Origin of the sequence: Acinetobacter sp. YH12106, from assembly GCF_013418995.1 — a bacterium.
GTDB classification, from domain to species: Bacteria; Pseudomonadota; Gammaproteobacteria; order Pseudomonadales; family Moraxellaceae; genus Acinetobacter; species Acinetobacter pseudolwoffii.
Window position 1 is genome coordinate 68525 of the sequence record NZ_VPAV01000007.1, and the last position, 16950, is coordinate 85474.

18 protein-coding genes are annotated in these 16950 nt (G+C 45.0%); 10 read left to right on the forward strand and 8 right to left on the reverse strand.

The annotated features are described in order from the left end of the window. Positions 1-16: 16 nt before the first annotated feature. From FTU45_RS07855 to radA, 6 genes are all read right to left on the reverse strand, one after another. Entirely contained in the window at positions 17-535 is a 519-nt protein-coding gene (locus FTU45_RS07855; protein ID WP_100534858.1) for a tetratricopeptide repeat protein, read from the reverse strand. 98 nt (positions 536-633) lie between these two features. Beyond that, entirely contained in the window at positions 634-972 is a 339-nt protein-coding gene (locus tag FTU45_RS07860; protein WP_180076228.1) for a DUF3325 domain-containing protein, read from the reverse strand. Beyond that, positions 969-2690 carry a PepSY domain-containing protein gene (locus FTU45_RS07865; RefSeq protein WP_180076229.1) on the reverse strand — a complete coding sequence of 574 codons (1722 nt, stop codon included), beginning with the start codon at positions 2688-2690 and terminating at the stop codon, positions 969-971. Before FTU45_RS07865 ends, FTU45_RS07860 begins: the two co-directional genes overlap by 4 nt. Before the next feature lies 1 nt (position 2691). After that, on the reverse strand, positions 2692-3048 hold the full coding sequence (locus FTU45_RS07870; RefSeq protein WP_074383383.1) for a hypothetical protein: 357 nt from the start codon (positions 3046-3048) through the stop codon (positions 2692-2694). A gap of 208 nt (positions 3049-3256) precedes the next feature. Continuing rightward, positions 3257-4261, reverse strand: a complete 1005-nt coding sequence (locus tag FTU45_RS07875; RefSeq protein ID WP_005169956.1) for a Tim44 domain-containing protein — start codon at positions 4259-4261, stop codon at positions 3257-3259. Between the two features lie 118 nt (positions 4262-4379). Continuing rightward, positions 4380-5771, reverse strand: a complete 1392-nt coding sequence (radA, locus tag FTU45_RS07880) for a DNA repair protein RadA (protein ID WP_005097669.1) — start codon at positions 5769-5771, stop codon at positions 4380-4382. Between the two features lie 175 nt (positions 5772-5946). Here radA and FTU45_RS07885 point away from each other — a divergent pair, with 175 nt between their 5' ends. After that, on the forward strand, positions 5947-6351 hold the full coding sequence (locus tag FTU45_RS07885) for a hypothetical protein (RefSeq protein WP_005169959.1): 405 nt from the start codon (positions 5947-5949) through the stop codon (positions 6349-6351). Between the two features lie 100 nt (positions 6352-6451). Here FTU45_RS07885 and FTU45_RS07890 read toward each other — a convergent pair whose 3' ends face one another. Continuing rightward, entirely contained in the window at positions 6452-7798 is a 1347-nt protein-coding gene (locus FTU45_RS07890; RefSeq protein ID WP_005097666.1) for a sodium:alanine symporter family protein, read from the reverse strand. A gap of 320 nt (positions 7799-8118) precedes the next feature. On the opposite strand from FTU45_RS07890, the gene FTU45_RS07895 reads away from it, so the two are divergent. From FTU45_RS07895 to FTU45_RS07925, 7 genes are all read left to right on the forward strand, one after another. After that, entirely contained in the window at positions 8119-9522 is a 1404-nt protein-coding gene (locus FTU45_RS07895; protein ID WP_005097664.1) for an amino acid permease, read from the forward strand. Between the two features lie 133 nt (positions 9523-9655). After that, the gene (locus FTU45_RS07900) at positions 9656-9889 is read left to right on the forward strand and encodes a lipoprotein (RefSeq protein ID WP_005169961.1); all 234 of its coding nucleotides are present in this window, start codon (positions 9656-9658) and stop codon (positions 9887-9889) included. A gap of 24 nt (positions 9890-9913) precedes the next feature. Continuing rightward, complete coding sequence (lysA, locus tag FTU45_RS07905; protein WP_074383381.1) at positions 9914-11158, forward strand: diaminopimelate decarboxylase; 1245 nt, start codon at positions 9914-9916, stop codon at positions 11156-11158. A 13-nt stretch (positions 11159-11171) separates the two neighbouring features. After that, positions 11172-12017, forward strand: a complete 846-nt coding sequence (gene dapF / locus FTU45_RS07910; protein WP_100534855.1) for a diaminopimelate epimerase — start codon at positions 11172-11174, stop codon at positions 12015-12017. Positions 12018-12110: 93 nt separating this feature from the next. Continuing rightward, complete coding sequence (locus tag FTU45_RS07915) at positions 12111-12716, forward strand: alpha/beta fold hydrolase (protein WP_227523632.1); 606 nt, start codon at positions 12111-12113, stop codon at positions 12714-12716. After that, positions 12717-13652 (forward strand): site-specific tyrosine recombinase/integron integrase, encoded by a 936-nt coding sequence (xerA, locus tag FTU45_RS07920; protein WP_159138226.1) that lies wholly within the window; start codon positions 12717-12719, stop codon positions 13650-13652. It begins immediately after the preceding gene. 231 nt (positions 13653-13883) lie between these two features. Further along, positions 13884-14267, forward strand: coding sequence for a hypothetical protein (locus FTU45_RS07925; protein ID WP_034608955.1), 384 nt, complete (start codon positions 13884-13886; stop codon positions 14265-14267). A 186-nt stretch (positions 14268-14453) separates the two neighbouring features. Here the strand turns inward: FTU45_RS07925 and FTU45_RS07930 are convergent, their stop codons facing one another. Then, positions 14454-14948, reverse strand: coding sequence for an Lrp/AsnC family transcriptional regulator (locus FTU45_RS07930; RefSeq protein ID WP_005265834.1), 495 nt, complete (start codon positions 14946-14948; stop codon positions 14454-14456). Positions 14949-15060: 112 nt separating this feature from the next. Here FTU45_RS07930 and FTU45_RS07935 point away from each other — a divergent pair, with 112 nt between their 5' ends. Next, entirely contained in the window at positions 15061-15666 is a 606-nt protein-coding gene (locus FTU45_RS07935; RefSeq protein WP_100329074.1) for a LysE family translocator, read from the forward strand. A gap of 520 nt (positions 15667-16186) precedes the next feature. Continuing rightward, complete coding sequence (locus FTU45_RS07940; RefSeq protein WP_005097655.1) at positions 16187-16939, forward strand: electron transfer flavoprotein subunit beta/FixA family protein; 753 nt, start codon at positions 16187-16189, stop codon at positions 16937-16939. Positions 16940-16950: the final 11 nt, after the last annotated feature.

Sequence of the window (16950 nt, forward strand, 5' to 3'; positions counted from 1 at the left end):
GACGGGCTTTTTTTACTTATTTAGCTTCAGCAGCATCTGCTTTTTGAGTCCAGAACTCGGCCTGTTCTTCATTACCATCTACGCCTAAACCATTGGCATAAATAAATGCAAGATCACGCATCGCTTGAACTTCGCCCCATTCCGCAGCCTGTTTAACTAAAGAGATTGATTTTTCTACATCTTTTTCAATCACATCACCGCGACGGTAAAAACCGGCCAGCTCTAAAGTCGCAGCAGGGTGCTTCTCGATATTGGCCTTACTTAACCAGTAATAGGCTAACTCAAAGTGAGCTTTAGATTCTTCCGGATCTTCTTCAGTCAGTTCTTTGGCATAAACGGTATAACCTTCACCTAACCAGTACATCGCATCAACCAGTCCGCCGTTGGCAGCTTTCAATGCCCATTCTTCAGCCAGAATGATGTCATCATCATGCTCGCTTTGCATATACAGTTCAGCCAATTCAAATTGCGCTTCAGCATTGCCTGCTAAGGCAAGATTGGTCAGGGCAGCAGAGGGAGAAACACGCTGGGTCATATCAACATCTCAAAAATATTATGCGTAGACTAAAGGTTTAAATTAAAAAAGCCAATCCGAAGATCAGCTTTTCAAATGAGGATGGGGAAAATAGAACTTTAGACCAAGCAAATGATTGCTGAAATCACGGCGATTACCACACAGATTGAGGCGATTACTTTAATTTTACTTTCCAGATAGCTCAGGCTTAAACCAACGACCAATGCTGCAAAAGTTAAACTGCCCAGCCAATAACTGATCATGTTACTGATTGTACCTGCGAACAGGCACAGGATGAGCGCAATCGTTAATATCACCCAGCCAAGAATGCTGGCTATTTGGGTTTTGGGAGCATCTAGCTCTTTAGCAAAGATCTGTTTCTGATGTTTGGACATCGACGCGGCAAGTGCAAACAAACCGAGAGAAGTCAAAGCCCAAATCAATAAGAAGAACATCATGCCTGATTCTCCTTGAGCATCACTTTAGATTTTTTAGGCGGCAAGCCTTTATGGTTTTTCACTTTCTTGAATGCAAACCAGAATAGGATTGCAAGCGCCCACATCGCCAGATCAAAAGAAGCAATCATCCACTGACCATGCATGATGCTGTTCCAGATTGCCTGACCGCCGGTCAGGAAATTAATGATTGGCAACAATGCGAATGCCACAGTGGCAAGCACGAGTAGCTCTAGCCAGGCCTGACGATTGCTACGAATCATGGCATAAACTAAGGTCAGCAACCACGCGATAAAGAAGCTGCGAATTTCCCAGTTCAAACGCATGTCCATGTCTGCCGGAATAAAACGGTTGGCATAAAAGTAGGCAGCACAGGCAATCGGTAAACCGATAATTGCCGCGATATTAGTCACTTCCACAAGACGATAACCAAAAGATTTATAGCCTTGCTTTTGTTGTTGTGGTGCGCGTTTGACACACCACAGAATCAAACCAGTCGCAATCATGAATGTGCCGACCACACCAGACATGAACAATAACCAGCGTAGAGCCAAGTCCACGCCACGTGCTTCATGCAATGTGGTAAATACGTTATAAATACCGTTTGCAACTGAAGGTGTTTTCAGTGTGGTTTGATCCAGCTTTAATTCACCCGTCACGCCATTGAAAGCCAGACTCGGATAAACATTACGATAGGCTACGCTGACCCCATTTAAGGCACGAAGTTCAATTTCAGCTTTGGCGGTATTTGGCTGGATGATGTTAATTGTAGCAACCGGATTGTTTTTCCATTGCTTTTCTGCTGCTGCAAGAATGGGCGCTAAGTCTGCCAATGGCGCAGGGCGGGCAGGTGACGCATCGCCACGCGAACGGCGAGCTTCACCCCGTGCAGACATATCACCACGTTCACCACGATTCTCTCCCTCACTACGCGGTCGACGCTGGTCACTATCACCGGATTCAGCCTGAACGCTATTGTCCTGAATCAAGCTCTTACGTTGATCTTGCAGAAATGCGCCTCGATTTTCATAAATCTGGTTGACACCCCAAGGCATCAGGGTAAACAGCAGCAGTAACAAACCGCTAAAGGTAATCATGATATGGAACGGCAGGGCAAATACCGCCGTTGCATTATGGGCATCCAGCCAGGAGCGCTGACCTTTGCCAGGACGGAAAGTAAAGAAATCCTTAAAAATTTTCTTATGGGTAATGACACCGCTGATAATCGCCACCAGCATGAGCAAGGTTGCAATGCCGACAATCCAGCGCGCCCAGATTCGGGGCAGTCCGTACAGTTCAAAATGAAAACGGTATAAGAATGAACCACCGCGTGTTTCACGGGCTTGCAGCACTTCACCGGTTGCACTGTCAATGGTTAGGCGGGTACCGCCACGACGGGCACGCGGATCTTCACCGGCACCGCGAATATTCAGTATGGTGGTATTCTGGCGTGAGTTAGGCAGCTGAATCGCCCAGCTGCCGGCATCCGGATGATGCTGTTGCAGATAAGCCAATGCGACACGGGTCTGTTCGATTTGGGACTTTTGTGGGACTGACTGATGAAATTCCGGTTTCATCCAGATGCTGATTTCATTCTGGAAAAAACTTAAAGTTCCAGTTAAAAAAATCGCATATAAAAGCCAGCCTAAAATCAGACTGGCCCAGGTATGCAACCATGACATCGACTGGCGTGGCCCTTCCTGTTTTGCATCTACTCTCATCTTAATTTCCTAGGAATTTATATGCGATATAGAGCAAAACACTGGGAATTACGATTCCGAGCGTTGCCTTGACAGTTTTGTTGACCATAAATACCCAAATAAAGGCTGCGGTATTCAGGCTAAAACCAATCAGGGTGGCTGACATGGCAGCACTGCTTCCTGCATCCATAAACATCTGGGCAATCACGACGGCAGCCAGCGAGGCAAGCATATAACCGCCGACACCAGCCAGAAGAAAACGATATAAAATCATCCCACGATAAACCAGCAGATTTGCTTTAACTTTATTTTTGCTCGATGGACTCGGTGCAGTAACTGTTTCAGTCGCTATTGCATGCATATTCGGACTACTCATCATCGAAAATTCTATCTATTAAACTTGTTAAGCTATTTCGATGCGAATGATAACAATTATTGTTTATATTTTAAATACGAAACATCAAACTATTTATATGAAAAATAAAAAGAACTATTGGACAGGCTAAAAGGGGGGTATTAAAAAATATAAGCTTTAAAAATAAAAACAGCGGCTCGAAAGCCGCTGTCTAAATATTATCTGTTCAGAATTAGTCTTGCTGAATACCTGCAACCACCCAGTCCTGATTTGAACCTGCTGGTTTAGTGAAATGCCAGATTTCTGCAAACGGTTGTGGCAAGCTGTTCAAGTCTTCGCTTACCGTACCGGTAAAGCGTACGCTGACAATATACTGACCATTGTCAGTCGATGAATCTACCACCATGGCATTCAGATTTGAAAACTCGGCCACATCCTGATCCTGATTGCTCATGATGTCATTACGCATTGACTGATAAAGATCAGGAGTTAGGTAACGCTGAATTTCCGAAATATTGCTTGCCGTATTCATAGACTGAATGTGGTTAAAACGCTGACGTGCGACACGCAAGAACGCGGCAGGTTCAGTACCATCCGGTAACTGGCTACCACTTTGGGTATAAGCCGTGCCGAAAGGCGCCGTATTTACCGGCGCAGAACCAAACGGTGCATTAGTACTTGGCGTTTGACCACCAACATTCTGACCAAAGATATTGCTATTGTCACCACCGCGAGGTGCAGTCGGTGCTTGACCAAAAGGTGCTGTATTACCAGCACCGCTATTTGGTGCAAATGGATTAGAAGCTACTTTTTTTTTTGCGCCCATCTTACGGAAAATGAAGAAGGCAACAGCAGCAGCAAGCAGGATCCAGATCCAGCCTGGAATACCACCTTTTTCCTCTTCTGCTGGAGCCGCCTGAGCTTCAGACGCTGCCACACTTTGATCATCGGCCAATGCATTGGCAGCTACGGCACCAATCGCAGCACCCGCTACACCGGCAGCAACCATACCACCCACACCTGGGCCAGATTTTTGCTGGGTTGCAGCACCGGCAGCTGGCGCTTGTTGAGCAGGCGCAGCTTGACGAGGTTGTTGATAAGATTGGGTAGGCTGTGCAGAACGTTGCATACCGTGACTTTTACCGCCACCGGCACGTTTTGCTTCAGCAGCAAAAGGCGCAACCAATAATACTGCTGTCAAGATACCTGTAATCAAACCGCGCTGTCGAACTTGCATTCATTTTTCCTATGAGAATAAAACCTATTTGTACAGTCTATTTATATAGGCTTTGTGTGGAATTTCAATCAAAAATCTGTATTTTTTTGCGCTTTACTGCGAATTCACTGCCTGATGCTTAATTTAGCTCATCACTTAAAGACATGGCTTCACTCAAGGCTTCATGCAAACGGGCAACAGCAATAATTTGCACGCCTGCAATGGTTTTTTGCGGTGCATTGCCACGCGGCACAATAATGTATTTAAAACCATGCTTGATCGCTTCTTTCAGACGTTCCTGTCCATTTGGCACGGGACGAATTTCACCAGACAGCCCGACTTCCCCAAAAACAGCCAGTTGTTGTGGTAAGGCCTTGCCACGAATACTGGAAGCGCAGGCCAGAAGTACCGCCAGATCGGAGCCGGTTTCTGTAATTTTAAGACCACCAACAATATTGACATACACATCCTGACCTGAGGTTTGTACACCACCATGCCGGTGCATGACGGCCAAGAGCATATTCAGGCGGTTCTGGTCCAGACCCAGCGCGACCCGTCGTGGCTGACCATGCGCATCATCGACCAAAGCCTGTACTTCGACCAGGAGTGGACGCGTGCCTTCACGACTGATCATGACAATCGAGCCCGGAATCGCTTCATCATAACGGCTTAAAAATATTGCAGATGGATTGGACACTTCGCGCAGCCCTTTGTCGGTCATGCCAAACACCCCGAGTTCATTCACCGCGCCAAAACGGTTTTTGACGGCACGGATCATCCGGTAACGTGAATCGGACTGACCTTCAAAATACAGTACACAATCGACCATATGCTCAAGTACGCGTGGGCCTGCCAAGGCGCCTTCTTTGGTGACATGACCGACCAGAAATAAAGAGGTACCGCTGTTTTTGGCAAAACGGGTCAGCAGGGCAGCGGATTCACGAATCTGCGAGACTCCACCTGGAGCCGATTGTAAGGTCTCGGTATACAGGGTTTGAATTGAGTCCAGAATTGCGACGGCAGGACGTTGCTGGGCCAGTACTTCACAAATGCGTTCGACACAGGTTTCTGCCATGACCTTGAGCTGATCGGTTGGCAGATCCAGACGCTGGGCACGTAATGCGACCTGAGACAGGGATTCTTCGCCGGTGACATATAAGGCCGGATTTTTGGCAGAGGCCATATGCGTGGCTGTTTGCAGCAAAATGGTTGATTTACCAATGCCGGGATCACCACCGATCAGAACCACTGAACCCGTCACCAGTCCGCCACCCAGAACCCGGTCAAACTCACTGATACCGGTCGGTAAGCGTGTTTCATGAGAGACTGAGACCTGATTTAAGATGGTGATTGTGGATGCCTGACCTGCATATCCACCCGCGATTTTTGGCTGAGCCCGATGTGTAACCGCAGGTGCAATGCTGACCTCAGTCAGGCTGTTCCATTCCCCACATTCCGAACATTGTCCCGACCATTTCGGATGATCTGCACCACATTGTTCACAACGATAGACACTTTTTGCTTTAGCCATATTTTAAGATGAGGCGATTGAAATTGACTGACAGCATAGCGGTGAATGTGATCTAAAACCAAGCCTTTCACCTGAGAAATCATGGTTTTTACGACAAGGCTTGTCGTTTTTATTTGTGCTTATTCGGATGTTGTGTATCAACGCCATCTATAATGCCCGTCTTGTTATGCTGAAAATGGAACAGATCTTGTCACAATTGCTGAAACATATTGATGCGATCGCACGTGAAAAAAACCGTGATGTGCTGTTTGTGCATTTTGAACAGTATGTATACCCAGATCAGGACGCTCACTCGGTTCGGCAAATGTTTATCGGCTGGTTAGAGCAACAGGGTATCCGTTATATACCGTGTTTAGGCATTGAGCCCACAGTCCGCAGTGACGTGTATTCGGGCAGTCTATATCTGGATGTACCTTTTGACCTGCAGCATAAAACCTATCAGAAACTGAGCGAGTATTTGGAAGATGATCAGGGCAATATGAAAATTGAAGGCATTCAGTTTTTTGTTTTATCTTTAGGGCTGGCACTTGAACTCGAATCTGACGGCAAATTACCAGAATGGGGCGGTTTACGCTCATAGAACATGAATATTGGATTTGGATTTCGAATAATTAATAATAAAAAGCCACAATTGATGTGGCTTTTTATTCTCTTGGTTCGGGATTTAAGCAATAAGGCGGTTAATAAAGTTCACCAGATTTACGCCTTGCGATGAAGTCTTTCGATTCCTTGGCAATCACGCCAGACAATAACAGCAATGCAATCAGGTTGGGAACCGCCATCAGACCATTAAAGGTATCGGCAAATAACCAGACCAGATCCAGTGTCGCGATACAGCCGACAAAAACCGATGCAATATAAATAATACGATAGGGTAGAACGAACTTTTCGCCGAGCAAGTAAGTGGCACATTTTTCGCCGTAGTAGCTCCAGCCTAAAATCGTGGAATAAGCAAAGAAAATAATTCCGAAGGTGACCACCCAGCCACCGACACCGGGCAGGAGTTTGTCGAACACGCCAATCGTCAGTACTGCACCGGTCTGATCGCCAAATGAATTACCGGCCATGATGTAGCCCATGACCAGAACAATACCAGTAATCGAACACACAATAATGGTATCAATAAAAGTACCGGTCATAGAGACCAGACCCTGACGGGCAGGATGGTCGGTTTTTGCTGCTGCGGCTGCAATCGGCGCAGAGCCCATGCCGGCTTCATTCGAGAATACCCCACGTGCTACACCATAACGAATCGCCGCACCAATCGCACCGCCTACTGCAGCTTCACCGGTAAAAGCATAGGTGAAGATCATTTTTAGTGCAGGCGCTACCAGTTCTAAATTGTTGAGAATAATGACCAGACCACCAGCCACATAGCCTACCGCCATGATTGGAACAATCACCGAAGATGCCTTGGAAATCGATTTAATCCCGCCCAAAATCACCAGTGCTGAAAAGGCAGTAATGATAATACCGGTCATCCAGGTTTCGATCCCCAAACTGTTTTCAACTGCCAGTGCAACAGTATTGGACTGCACTGAACTGCCGATCCCAAAAGAGGCCAGTGTCCCGAACAAGGCAAAAATCAGCGCCAGCCATTTCCATTTCAGGCCACGTTCGATGTAGTACATCGGACCACCCGACATTTCACCTTTTTCATTTTTAATCCGGTATTTGACTGCAAGGACACCTTCGCCGTATTTAGTCGCCATACCAAACAGTGCAGTCATCCACATCCAGAACACCGCACCCGGACCACCCAGCACACAGGCGGTGGCTACGCCGGCAATATTACCGGTACCAATCGTGGCAGACAGTGCAGTCATCAGTGAAGCGAACTGGGAAATATCGCCTGAGTGCTCGGGATGCTTGCCAAAAACCTGTTTGAAAGCCAGTGGCAGCATACGGAATTGCCAGAACAATAAGCGGAAAGTGAGGAATATCCCGGTGCCGACAATCAGTACCAGCATATAAGGGCCCCAGACCCAGCCGCTTAAAGTCTCCATTAAACTTTGTAAATTTTGCATAAAATTCTTCTTATTGATCCATGTCTATGTAATTCGAGATATTGATTAAAAAGCAATTATTGTGCCATCGGTATTCATCCTGAATACTTAAAACGGCGGAATTGTGTTCTAGTTTTTACATGGTTTTGCTGCTTTGACAAGAAGTTTCTTGAATCTCGGGCGTCGAAAAAATAAGCGTTAAGCTGGCGCGAGTGAGATATAAGAAAAATAAATGAACTTTACAGTTTAGGCAGAAAATACAAATGATGTGATTTTTCTTTTTGTATTCAGGCTTTTTTACGTTAATTTGTCGCGAGTAAAACTCGAAGTTGAAATCAATAATGTCAGAAAAATATAACAGTTCATCGGCAGAGCACGGTGAGTTACAGCGAAGTTTATCCAATCGGCATCTACAGCTTATTGCCATTGGTGGCGCCATCGGAACCGGCCTGTTTATGGGTTCGGGCAAGACCATCAGTCTCGCAGGTCCTTCTATTCTGGTGATCTATATGATCATCGGTTTTATGGTATTTCTGGTAATGCGTGCACTCGGTGAGTTGTTGCTCTCGAATTTGCAATATAAATCATTCATTGATTTTGCCACGGATCTGATCGGGCCTTGGGCCGGATACTTTGTTGGCTGGACCTACTGGCTGTGCTGGATCACTATCGGGATCGCAGATCTATCCGCGATTATTTATTACCTGCAATTCTTCAATAATGGCTTGCCCTTTAGTCCTGAAGAAGGAGTGATGATCAGCGTTGCCGCGATTGTGTTTATCATGGGTTTGAACCTGGTCACGGTCAAACTGTTTGGTGAAATGGAATTCTGGTTTGCTCTGGTCAAGATTATCGCGATTGTGGTGCTGATTGCCGTTGGCCTGTGGATGGTCTTTACCGGGTTTACCTCGGATGCCGGCACAGTTGCGTCATTTAGTCATATCTGGTCACATGGCGGTATCTTCCCGACTGGAGCGATGGGCTTCCTGGCCGGGTTCCAGATTGCGATTTTTGCCTTCGTGGGTGTAGAGCTGGTGGGTACGACCGCAGCTGAAACCAAAGATCCGGAAAAGAACCTGCCGAAAGCAGTGAACTCGATTCCGATCCGTATCATTATTTTCTATGTACTGGCACTTTTGATTGTGATGTCGGTAACGCCATGGAATCAGATTGATCCAAATATCTCGCCCTTTGTGAACCTGTTTAGTCAGGCTGGTATTGCCGCAGCTGCGATCATCATGAACCTGGTGGTGTTGTCCTCGGTGATGTCATCGATGAACAGTGGGGTATTCTCGACCAGTCGTATGCTGTTCGGTCTGTCGCGTGAAGAGCAGGCACCACTTGCCTTTGGTCGCTTAAACCGTCGTGCAGTTCCGGCAAATGCCTTGTATTTCTCTGCGGTATGTTTGTTGCTGGGTGCAGCACTACAGTATTTCGTTCCAGATACCGTCCGCGCTTTCACTTTAGCAACGACTTTATCCACGATTCTGTTTATCTGTGTCTGGATCATCATTATCTGGAGCTATATCGTGTACTACAAAACACGTCCAGAATTGCATGCCAAATCGACCTTTAAGTTGCCGGGCGGTCTGGTGACCTGCTGGATTGTGATTGTATTCTTCCTGAGCATGATCGTGGTGTTGGCGCTGGAAGACGATACCCGTCAAGCACTGATGGTCAGCCCGATCTGGTTTATCCTTCTGGTTATTGGCTATTTCGGTTTCTATAAACAGAAACATAAATAAACCTTATCAATAAAAACGTCAGCGATCTGCTGGCGTTTTTTTATCGCTAAAGATAATCTCTAGGCTTTAGCGCTTTGGTCATGGTGATCATCGCGTTATACTTCATCGAAACACTATTCAATTAGGTGGTCAGATGCATCAAGTCATTTGCTACATCAGTATCTTGGCGACAAGTCTTGTTCTTGCAGCTTGTGGGCAGTCAGGTGCGTTGCACTTGCCGAATGATCCAGATTACGACAAGCGTGCCAAGTATTTGTTATATAAAAATACCGAAGCTGAATCCAAAGCTTCCGATGAAAAACGAGATGCCCCTGTGCAACAACAGTTTGCTGCGCCTGAAGCATCAGATTCAACGACTACACCTTAACGCTTTCAAAGAAAGGATACCTTCATGAGTTTCACCCGCATTAATGGGGTATTGCACGCTGAGCAATGTTCATTACAACAGCTCGCAGAGCAATTTGGCACACCTCTCTATGTTTATTCCAAAGCCACCTTGGAAAAGCATTTTTTAGATATGGACCGTGCTTTTAACTTTATCGATCATCAAATCTGTTTCGCGGTAAAGTCCAACTCCAATCTTGCGGTATTGAATGTATTGGCCAAACAGGGGGCCGGTTTTGATATTGTGACCGGTGGTGAATTGGCACGTGTGCTAAAAGCCGGTGGTGATGCCGCAAAAATTGTATTTTCGGGTCTGGGTAAAACTGAAGCAGATATTAAAAAAGCCTTAGAAGTGGGCATTGCCTGCTTTAATGTGGAATCTCATGCCGAGCTGGATCGTATCCAAAAGGTTGCGGCTGAATTAAATGTTAAAGCGCCGATTTCATTGCGCGTGAATCCGGACGTCGATGCCAAAACCCATCCTTATATTTCAACCGGTCTAAAAGAAAATAAATTCGGTATTCCATCTGATAGCGTATTTGCAACCTATCAATATGCGGCGTCACTGGCCAATCTGGATGTGGTCGGGATTGACTGTCATATCGGTTCACAGCTCACCGAAACCCAGCCTTTTGTTGATGCGCTGGATCGTGTCATTGTCATGATTGACCAGCTCAAAGAAATGGGTATCCACCTCAAACACATCGATATTGGTGGTGGTTTGGGTGTGACTTATAAAGATGAAACCCCGCCATCGGTTGAAGAATATGCCAATGCGCTGCGTCCAGCTTTAGAAAAATTGGGCCTGAAAGTGTATATGGAGCCGGGGCGTAGTATTTCTGCCAATGCGGGTGTATTGCTGACCAAAGTCGATCTGCTCAAACCGACCAATCACCGTAATTTCGCGATTATTGATGCCGCGATGAACGACCTGATTCGCCCGGCTTTATATGAAGCATGGATGGACATTCAACCTGTTAGGCCGCGTACTGATGCTGAAACTAAAGAATGGGATGTGGTGGGTGCGATCTGTGAAACCGGTGATTTCCTCGGTAAAGAGCGTGAATTGGCAATCAAAGAAAATGATGTACTGGCAGTCTTGGGCGCAGGTGCCTACGGGTTTGTGATGAGCTCAAACTACAACAGTCGCGGCCGTGCGGCTGAAGTGATGGTTGATGCAGATCAGGCACATCTGATTCGTGAACGTGAGACGATTGAATCACTCTGGGAACGTGAGCGTTTATTGCCTTAAGGACTAAATCGAGATGTTATTAGAATTTACCAAGATGCATGGTCTGGGCAATGACTTTATGGTGGTTGATCTGATCAGCCAGCGCGCTTATTTGGATCCGGTCACCATTCAGCGCTTGGCCAATCGTAACTTTGGTATTGGTTTTGATCAGCTGCTGGTGGTTGAACCACCAGACGTACCGAGTGCAGATTTTAAATATCGGATTTTTAATGCCGATGGTTCGGAAGTAGAACAATGTGGCAATGGCGTGCGCTGTTTTGCCAAGTTTGTACATGACCGTCAGTTGACCAGCAAAACCAAAATCAAGGTACAGACGAAGTCTGGTATTGTTGAACCGGAATTGGGTGCCAATGGCTGGGTGCGGGTCAATATGGGCTATCCGAAATTCCTGCCACAGGACATTCCATTTTTGGCCGATGCACCGGAAAGCCTGTATGACATTGAGCTTGCTAGCGGTGAAAAGCTGAGCATTGATGTGGTGAATATGGGTAATCCACATGCGGTGACGATTGTACCGGATGTGATTGCTGCCGATGTGGCACGTATTGGCCCACAAGTTGAAGCGCATGCGCGTTTCCCGGCACGGGTCAATGCTGGCTTTATGCAGATCATTGATGAAAAACATGCGCGTTTGCGTGTGTATGAACGTGGGGTCGGCGAGACTTTGGCCTGTGGTACAGGTGCCTGTGCCGCAGCCATTTCCGGTATGCGCCGTGGTCTGCTGTCGAGCAAGGTTGAAATCGAGCTGGCAGGTGGCAAGTTGCAGATCGAGTGGAAAGAAGGCGATGTGGTCTGGATGACCGGACCAACGGCGACCGTGTATGAAGGGCGTCTGGATTTGCGTTATTTTCAGGGTTAATCGGCATTAAGTTTTAAAAAAGCACCGTGCTCAGAACGGTGCTTTTTTTATGTTAGGATGAAACTGAAATTTAATATGCATGATTATGCCTTCATGAATCAGCTTGTATTTTTACCGGGTGCATCTGGCAGCCAAGGTTTTTGGCAGCCGTTAAGGGCAGCATTAACCGAATATCCAGATCAGCAGGTCATTGCCTATCCAGGATTTGATGGGGTGACGCCAAATGTAGCCATTCAAAACCTGTATGATTTGCAAGAACTAGTAAATAGGCAGATTCAGGATGACTCCATTCTGATTGCCCAGTCGATGGGCGGTGTACTGGCAGTTGGGTTAGCGCTTAAGCATCCGCAAAAAGTCAAAGGGCTGGTATTGTTGGCGACATCAGGCGGTTTAAATTTGAAGAGATTTCACTGTGCCGACTGGCGAACAGATTATCGTGAACAGTTTAAAGCAGTACCGAACTGGTTTGTACAAGATCACACTGAATTTAATCCTGATCAGCTCGCCGGTCTTGAAATTCCCATTTTGCTAATTTGGGCAGATCATGATCCTCTAAGCACCATTCAAGTAGGACAATACTTAGAAAAAATATTTAAACATGCAAAACTGCATATCATCCAAGGCGGAAATCATTTCTTTGCCAACACTCATGCAGATCAGGTGGCAGCACTGATTCAAGATTATCTGGAGCAATTTTAAATGGAGCATGCAGTGACTGTGCCCCCTCAACTTTTGCTCAATATGTGGCTGAAAGAACGTGAAATCCAGAACCAGTCTAAACATACCTTGCAGGCCTATGCTCGTGATGTCTCGGATTTTTTAGAGTTTTGCCAGCGTGAGCAGCTCAATTTAAATGATGTAGAAGCCACAGACCTGCGCCAGTTTCTGGCTGAAAAAGTCGAACAGCATCAGCTGAGTCCCAGCAGTCTTCAGCGCATGCTGTCGTCCATTCGCCAGTTTATGAAATGGGCAGAGCAGGCCCAGCATCTCGCTTTTAACCCGGCGGATGATTTTCAGTTAAAGCGCCAATCGCGTCCTTTGCCGGGCATGGTGGATATTGAAACCGTGAATCAGATTATCGATCAGCCTGCGCCTGAAAATGAAATCCAGCAGCAAATGTGGCTCCGGGACAAAGCGATTCTGGAGTTGCTGTATTCCAGTGGGTTGCGTCTGGCCGAATTACAAAACCTCAGAATCAAAGATATCGACTTCAACCGGCAGTTGCTACGTATTACCGGTAAGGGCAATAAAACCCGGATCGTGCCTTTTGGCTCCAAGGCCAAAGAGAGTGTTATGGCCTGGTTACAGCTTTATCCACGCTGGAATGGCGATTTTGTGCCAGAGGCGAATGTATTTATTACCCAGAAGGGCAATCCACTGGGTGCACGCCAAATTGAAAATCGGGTCAAGTTTCAGGCGCAGCGCGCAGGCGTCAATGTGGATTTACATCCGCATTTGTTACGTCACTGCTTTGCCAGTCATATGCTGTCGAATAGCCGCGACTTACGTGCGGTTCAGGAAATGCTGGGCCACAGTAATTTAAGCACCACCCAGATTTATACCCATGTCGATTTTGATCATCTGGCACAAATTTATGATCAGGCGCATCCGCGTGCACAGCATAAAAAGGATTGATCATGCGCCAAGTGGTAGAAAGTAAAAATCATGAATATATATTTTTGGCATAAAACTTTCATATTTAAACCTTAAAATGGAATTGAACTGAAAACTGGCGTTCTGTTGGGGCATTTCACTATTGTCTTATTCGTTAAATGCGTCATTTCAGGTATAACAAGAACGAGTAATTAATATTTAAAATGAAGTATGACTGAGCAAAGTCTCAGCATTTGGCGGATGGGAATTGATATGGACACAATAGTGATTGCAGATATAGAACAAAAATATGCACAGTTAAGCGCAGCTCAAAAAGAAATGTTTGCCGGTTATGGTTTGCGACAAATCAAGCATTTTGTGGACATTAGCTTACCGAGTCTTGCAGCGACTTTACCTGAAGGTGCCATCATTCAAGGGATTAATGCCGATGGTAAAGTTCAGGCATTTAATGCAATGACAGGACAATACTATTTATGGATTTCTGATTTACAGTGGCAAGTGTCGAATCGTGCCACCCAAGCGGTCGATTTAAAAGAAGATGCGATTGCGATTTGGACAGTTTTTGAATTATCAGACTATGAATTGGTGGATTTAAGCCATATTCATCGTGATTTTTTAGCACAGGTAACTGCCTAAACTTAAACTCCCTAGTATCTCGGCTTTACTCAAGAAAAAGGTTGTCTTTAAACAAGGCAACCTGATATTTTTCTTATCGTCAAACTTGCGATCTATCTATCTGCAACATAGCGGGTGATTTAAGCTGGCTATGATTATTTAGCGCTGGAATTAAAAATACGCCATCGTCACTCTTAATCCATTCGTTTATAAATCCTCTAAAGGCAATTGGAAACTCTGTTTAATAATCTGACTCGGTAAATCGGTTTTAACACTGGTAATACCATTTTTTTTAGTCAGATGTGTCGACTGGAATTTACGGTAACTTTCTAGATCAGGCACCACGACTTTCAGCAAGGCATCACTTTCCCCCAAAATGATATAGCACTCCATCACTTGAGGCAGTTCTTTCATGGCCTCAATAAAGGTGTCAATGGTTTCAGCATCTTGACCGACCAGCCAAATCCGTGAAAACAAAATCAGCTGAAAGCCAATTTTCTGTTGATCGACAATGGTGGTGTAATTCTGAATCACACCCGCATCTTCCAGTAATTTGACCCGCCGCAAACAGGAGGAAGGTGAAAGTCCAATTTCCCGCGCCAGATCATTATTTTGAATACGGCCATTGGCTTGTAAATGTCGAATGATATTTTTATCAATTCGATCAAGTTTTACCCGCACAGACTTGGTGGATATTTTCATAAATTAGAATAATATTCGAAAAATAAGACTTATTATAAAATAAATTGAAAGCCAATTTTGTAAAAAATCGCAGATACTTGTTTCACTTTCTGGAGTTTGAAAGGAAAAGGAAATGTCTGTATTTGTACTCTTTGCACTGACCGTGCTTCCCCTGATTTTTACGCCTGGACCCGATATGTTATTTATCCTGTCTCAAGTAATGGGTAAAGATGCAAAAGCAGGCATGATGGCGACTGTCGGTGTGTGTTGTGGTTATCTGGTACATTCGATTCTGGTCGCACTCGGAATTGCCGCGATTATTGTGTCCTTTCCGGTGCTGTTTGAAACGATTCGCTGGCTCGGAATTGCTTATCTGCTGTATCTGGCCTTTGGCCTGTTCAAGTCAGTATTCAGTAAAAGTGTGCTGAACATTGAGAAAAAGACATCAGCTAATCCGATTCAAAAAGGTTTTTTTACTGCGTTATTAAACCCGAAAGGCATGCTGATTTATTTTGCGATTTTGCCGCAGTTTATTGATAAATCGGCCAATACTGTCAGTCAAGGTTTGATTCTGTCCTTTATTTTTATTGGTCTGATTTTTGTGGTGTATTGTGGCTTAAGTATTTTGTTCAGCAAAATCAGCCAGAAAACCCAGATTGATGAACGTAAACAAAAATGGGTAGATGGAACTTCTGGTGGTTTATTGGCGCTTGCAGCAAGCTGGCTCATCATCAATTAAGCCCGATTCAAAAAAGCATACTTTTCACAGTATGCTTTTTTATGGTTAAAAGCATTTGAAAAAGAGATGACTTTCCTGGCGTATCTATAAGTGAGCGGGTTGCTTATTCAGTCAATTGGTCTTTTTAGTGGGCCAAATCCGTTTCAAAGAAGATTTCTGTCTAAAATGACAAATATGATTGTGGGTTCATCCTGCCAGTTTTGCTGCCAACTACTTTCATTTTATTTTGCGTACAGCTTTTCAATCAGAACTATTGATGTGACTAATCAAATAAAAAAATAATATAAATCAATGCTTAAACTTTAAGTAAATGTTTATACATTTCATTGTAATAAATGGATAACAATTAATTGTGAACGCATCGTTCAGGTAAATTTACGCATTTTTACAGCTCTTTGTTGAATTGTGACTTGACCGAAATGCCGTACACATTGCAAGATAGGGCACCTAAAAAAATTTAAGTGAAGAGTTACACTAACTTTTCTCAACATTTACATTTGCTAAAACAGCCGAGGATTACATGAAGGCTCTTGTTGCTGTAAAACGTGTGGTTGATGCCAACGTTAAAGTTCGTGTTAAACCGGACAACAGTGGTGTTGACTTAACCAACGTTAAAATGTCAATTAACCCATTCTGTGAAATCGCAGTGGAAGAAGCGGTTCGTTTAAAAGAAAAAGGAACTGTTTCAGAAATCATTGTTGTTTCTATTGGTCCTAAAGAAGCGCAAGAACAGATCCGTTCTGCAATGGCGCTTGGTGCTGACCGCGGTATTCTGGTTGAAGCTGATGACAGCCAGCTCGGTGCGCTAGAAATTGCTAAAATCCTGAAAGGTGTTGTTGAAGCTGAACAACCACAATTAATCCTTCTAGGTAAGCAAGCCATTGATGACGACTCTAATCAGGTTGGTCAGATGCTTGGCGCTCTAATGGGTGCGGGCCAAGGTACATTTGCTTCTGAAGTGAAAGTAGATGGCGACAAAGTACAAGTAACACGTGAAGTAGACGGTGGTTTACAAACTGTTGAACTTGCACTTCCAGCCATTATTACCACTGACTTGCGTTTGAACGAGCCACGTTATGCAGCGCTTCCAAACATCATGAAAGCGCGTAAAAAACCGCTTGATAACAAGTCGCCTGCAGATTTTGGTGTAACGACCACAACTAAACTGAAAACAGTAAAAGTTGAATCACCTGCAGAGCGTAAAGCTGGCGTACAAGTGAAGTCTGTAGACGAGCTTGTAGAAAAATTGAAAAACGAAGCGAAAGTGATCTAATACAGAAGGAT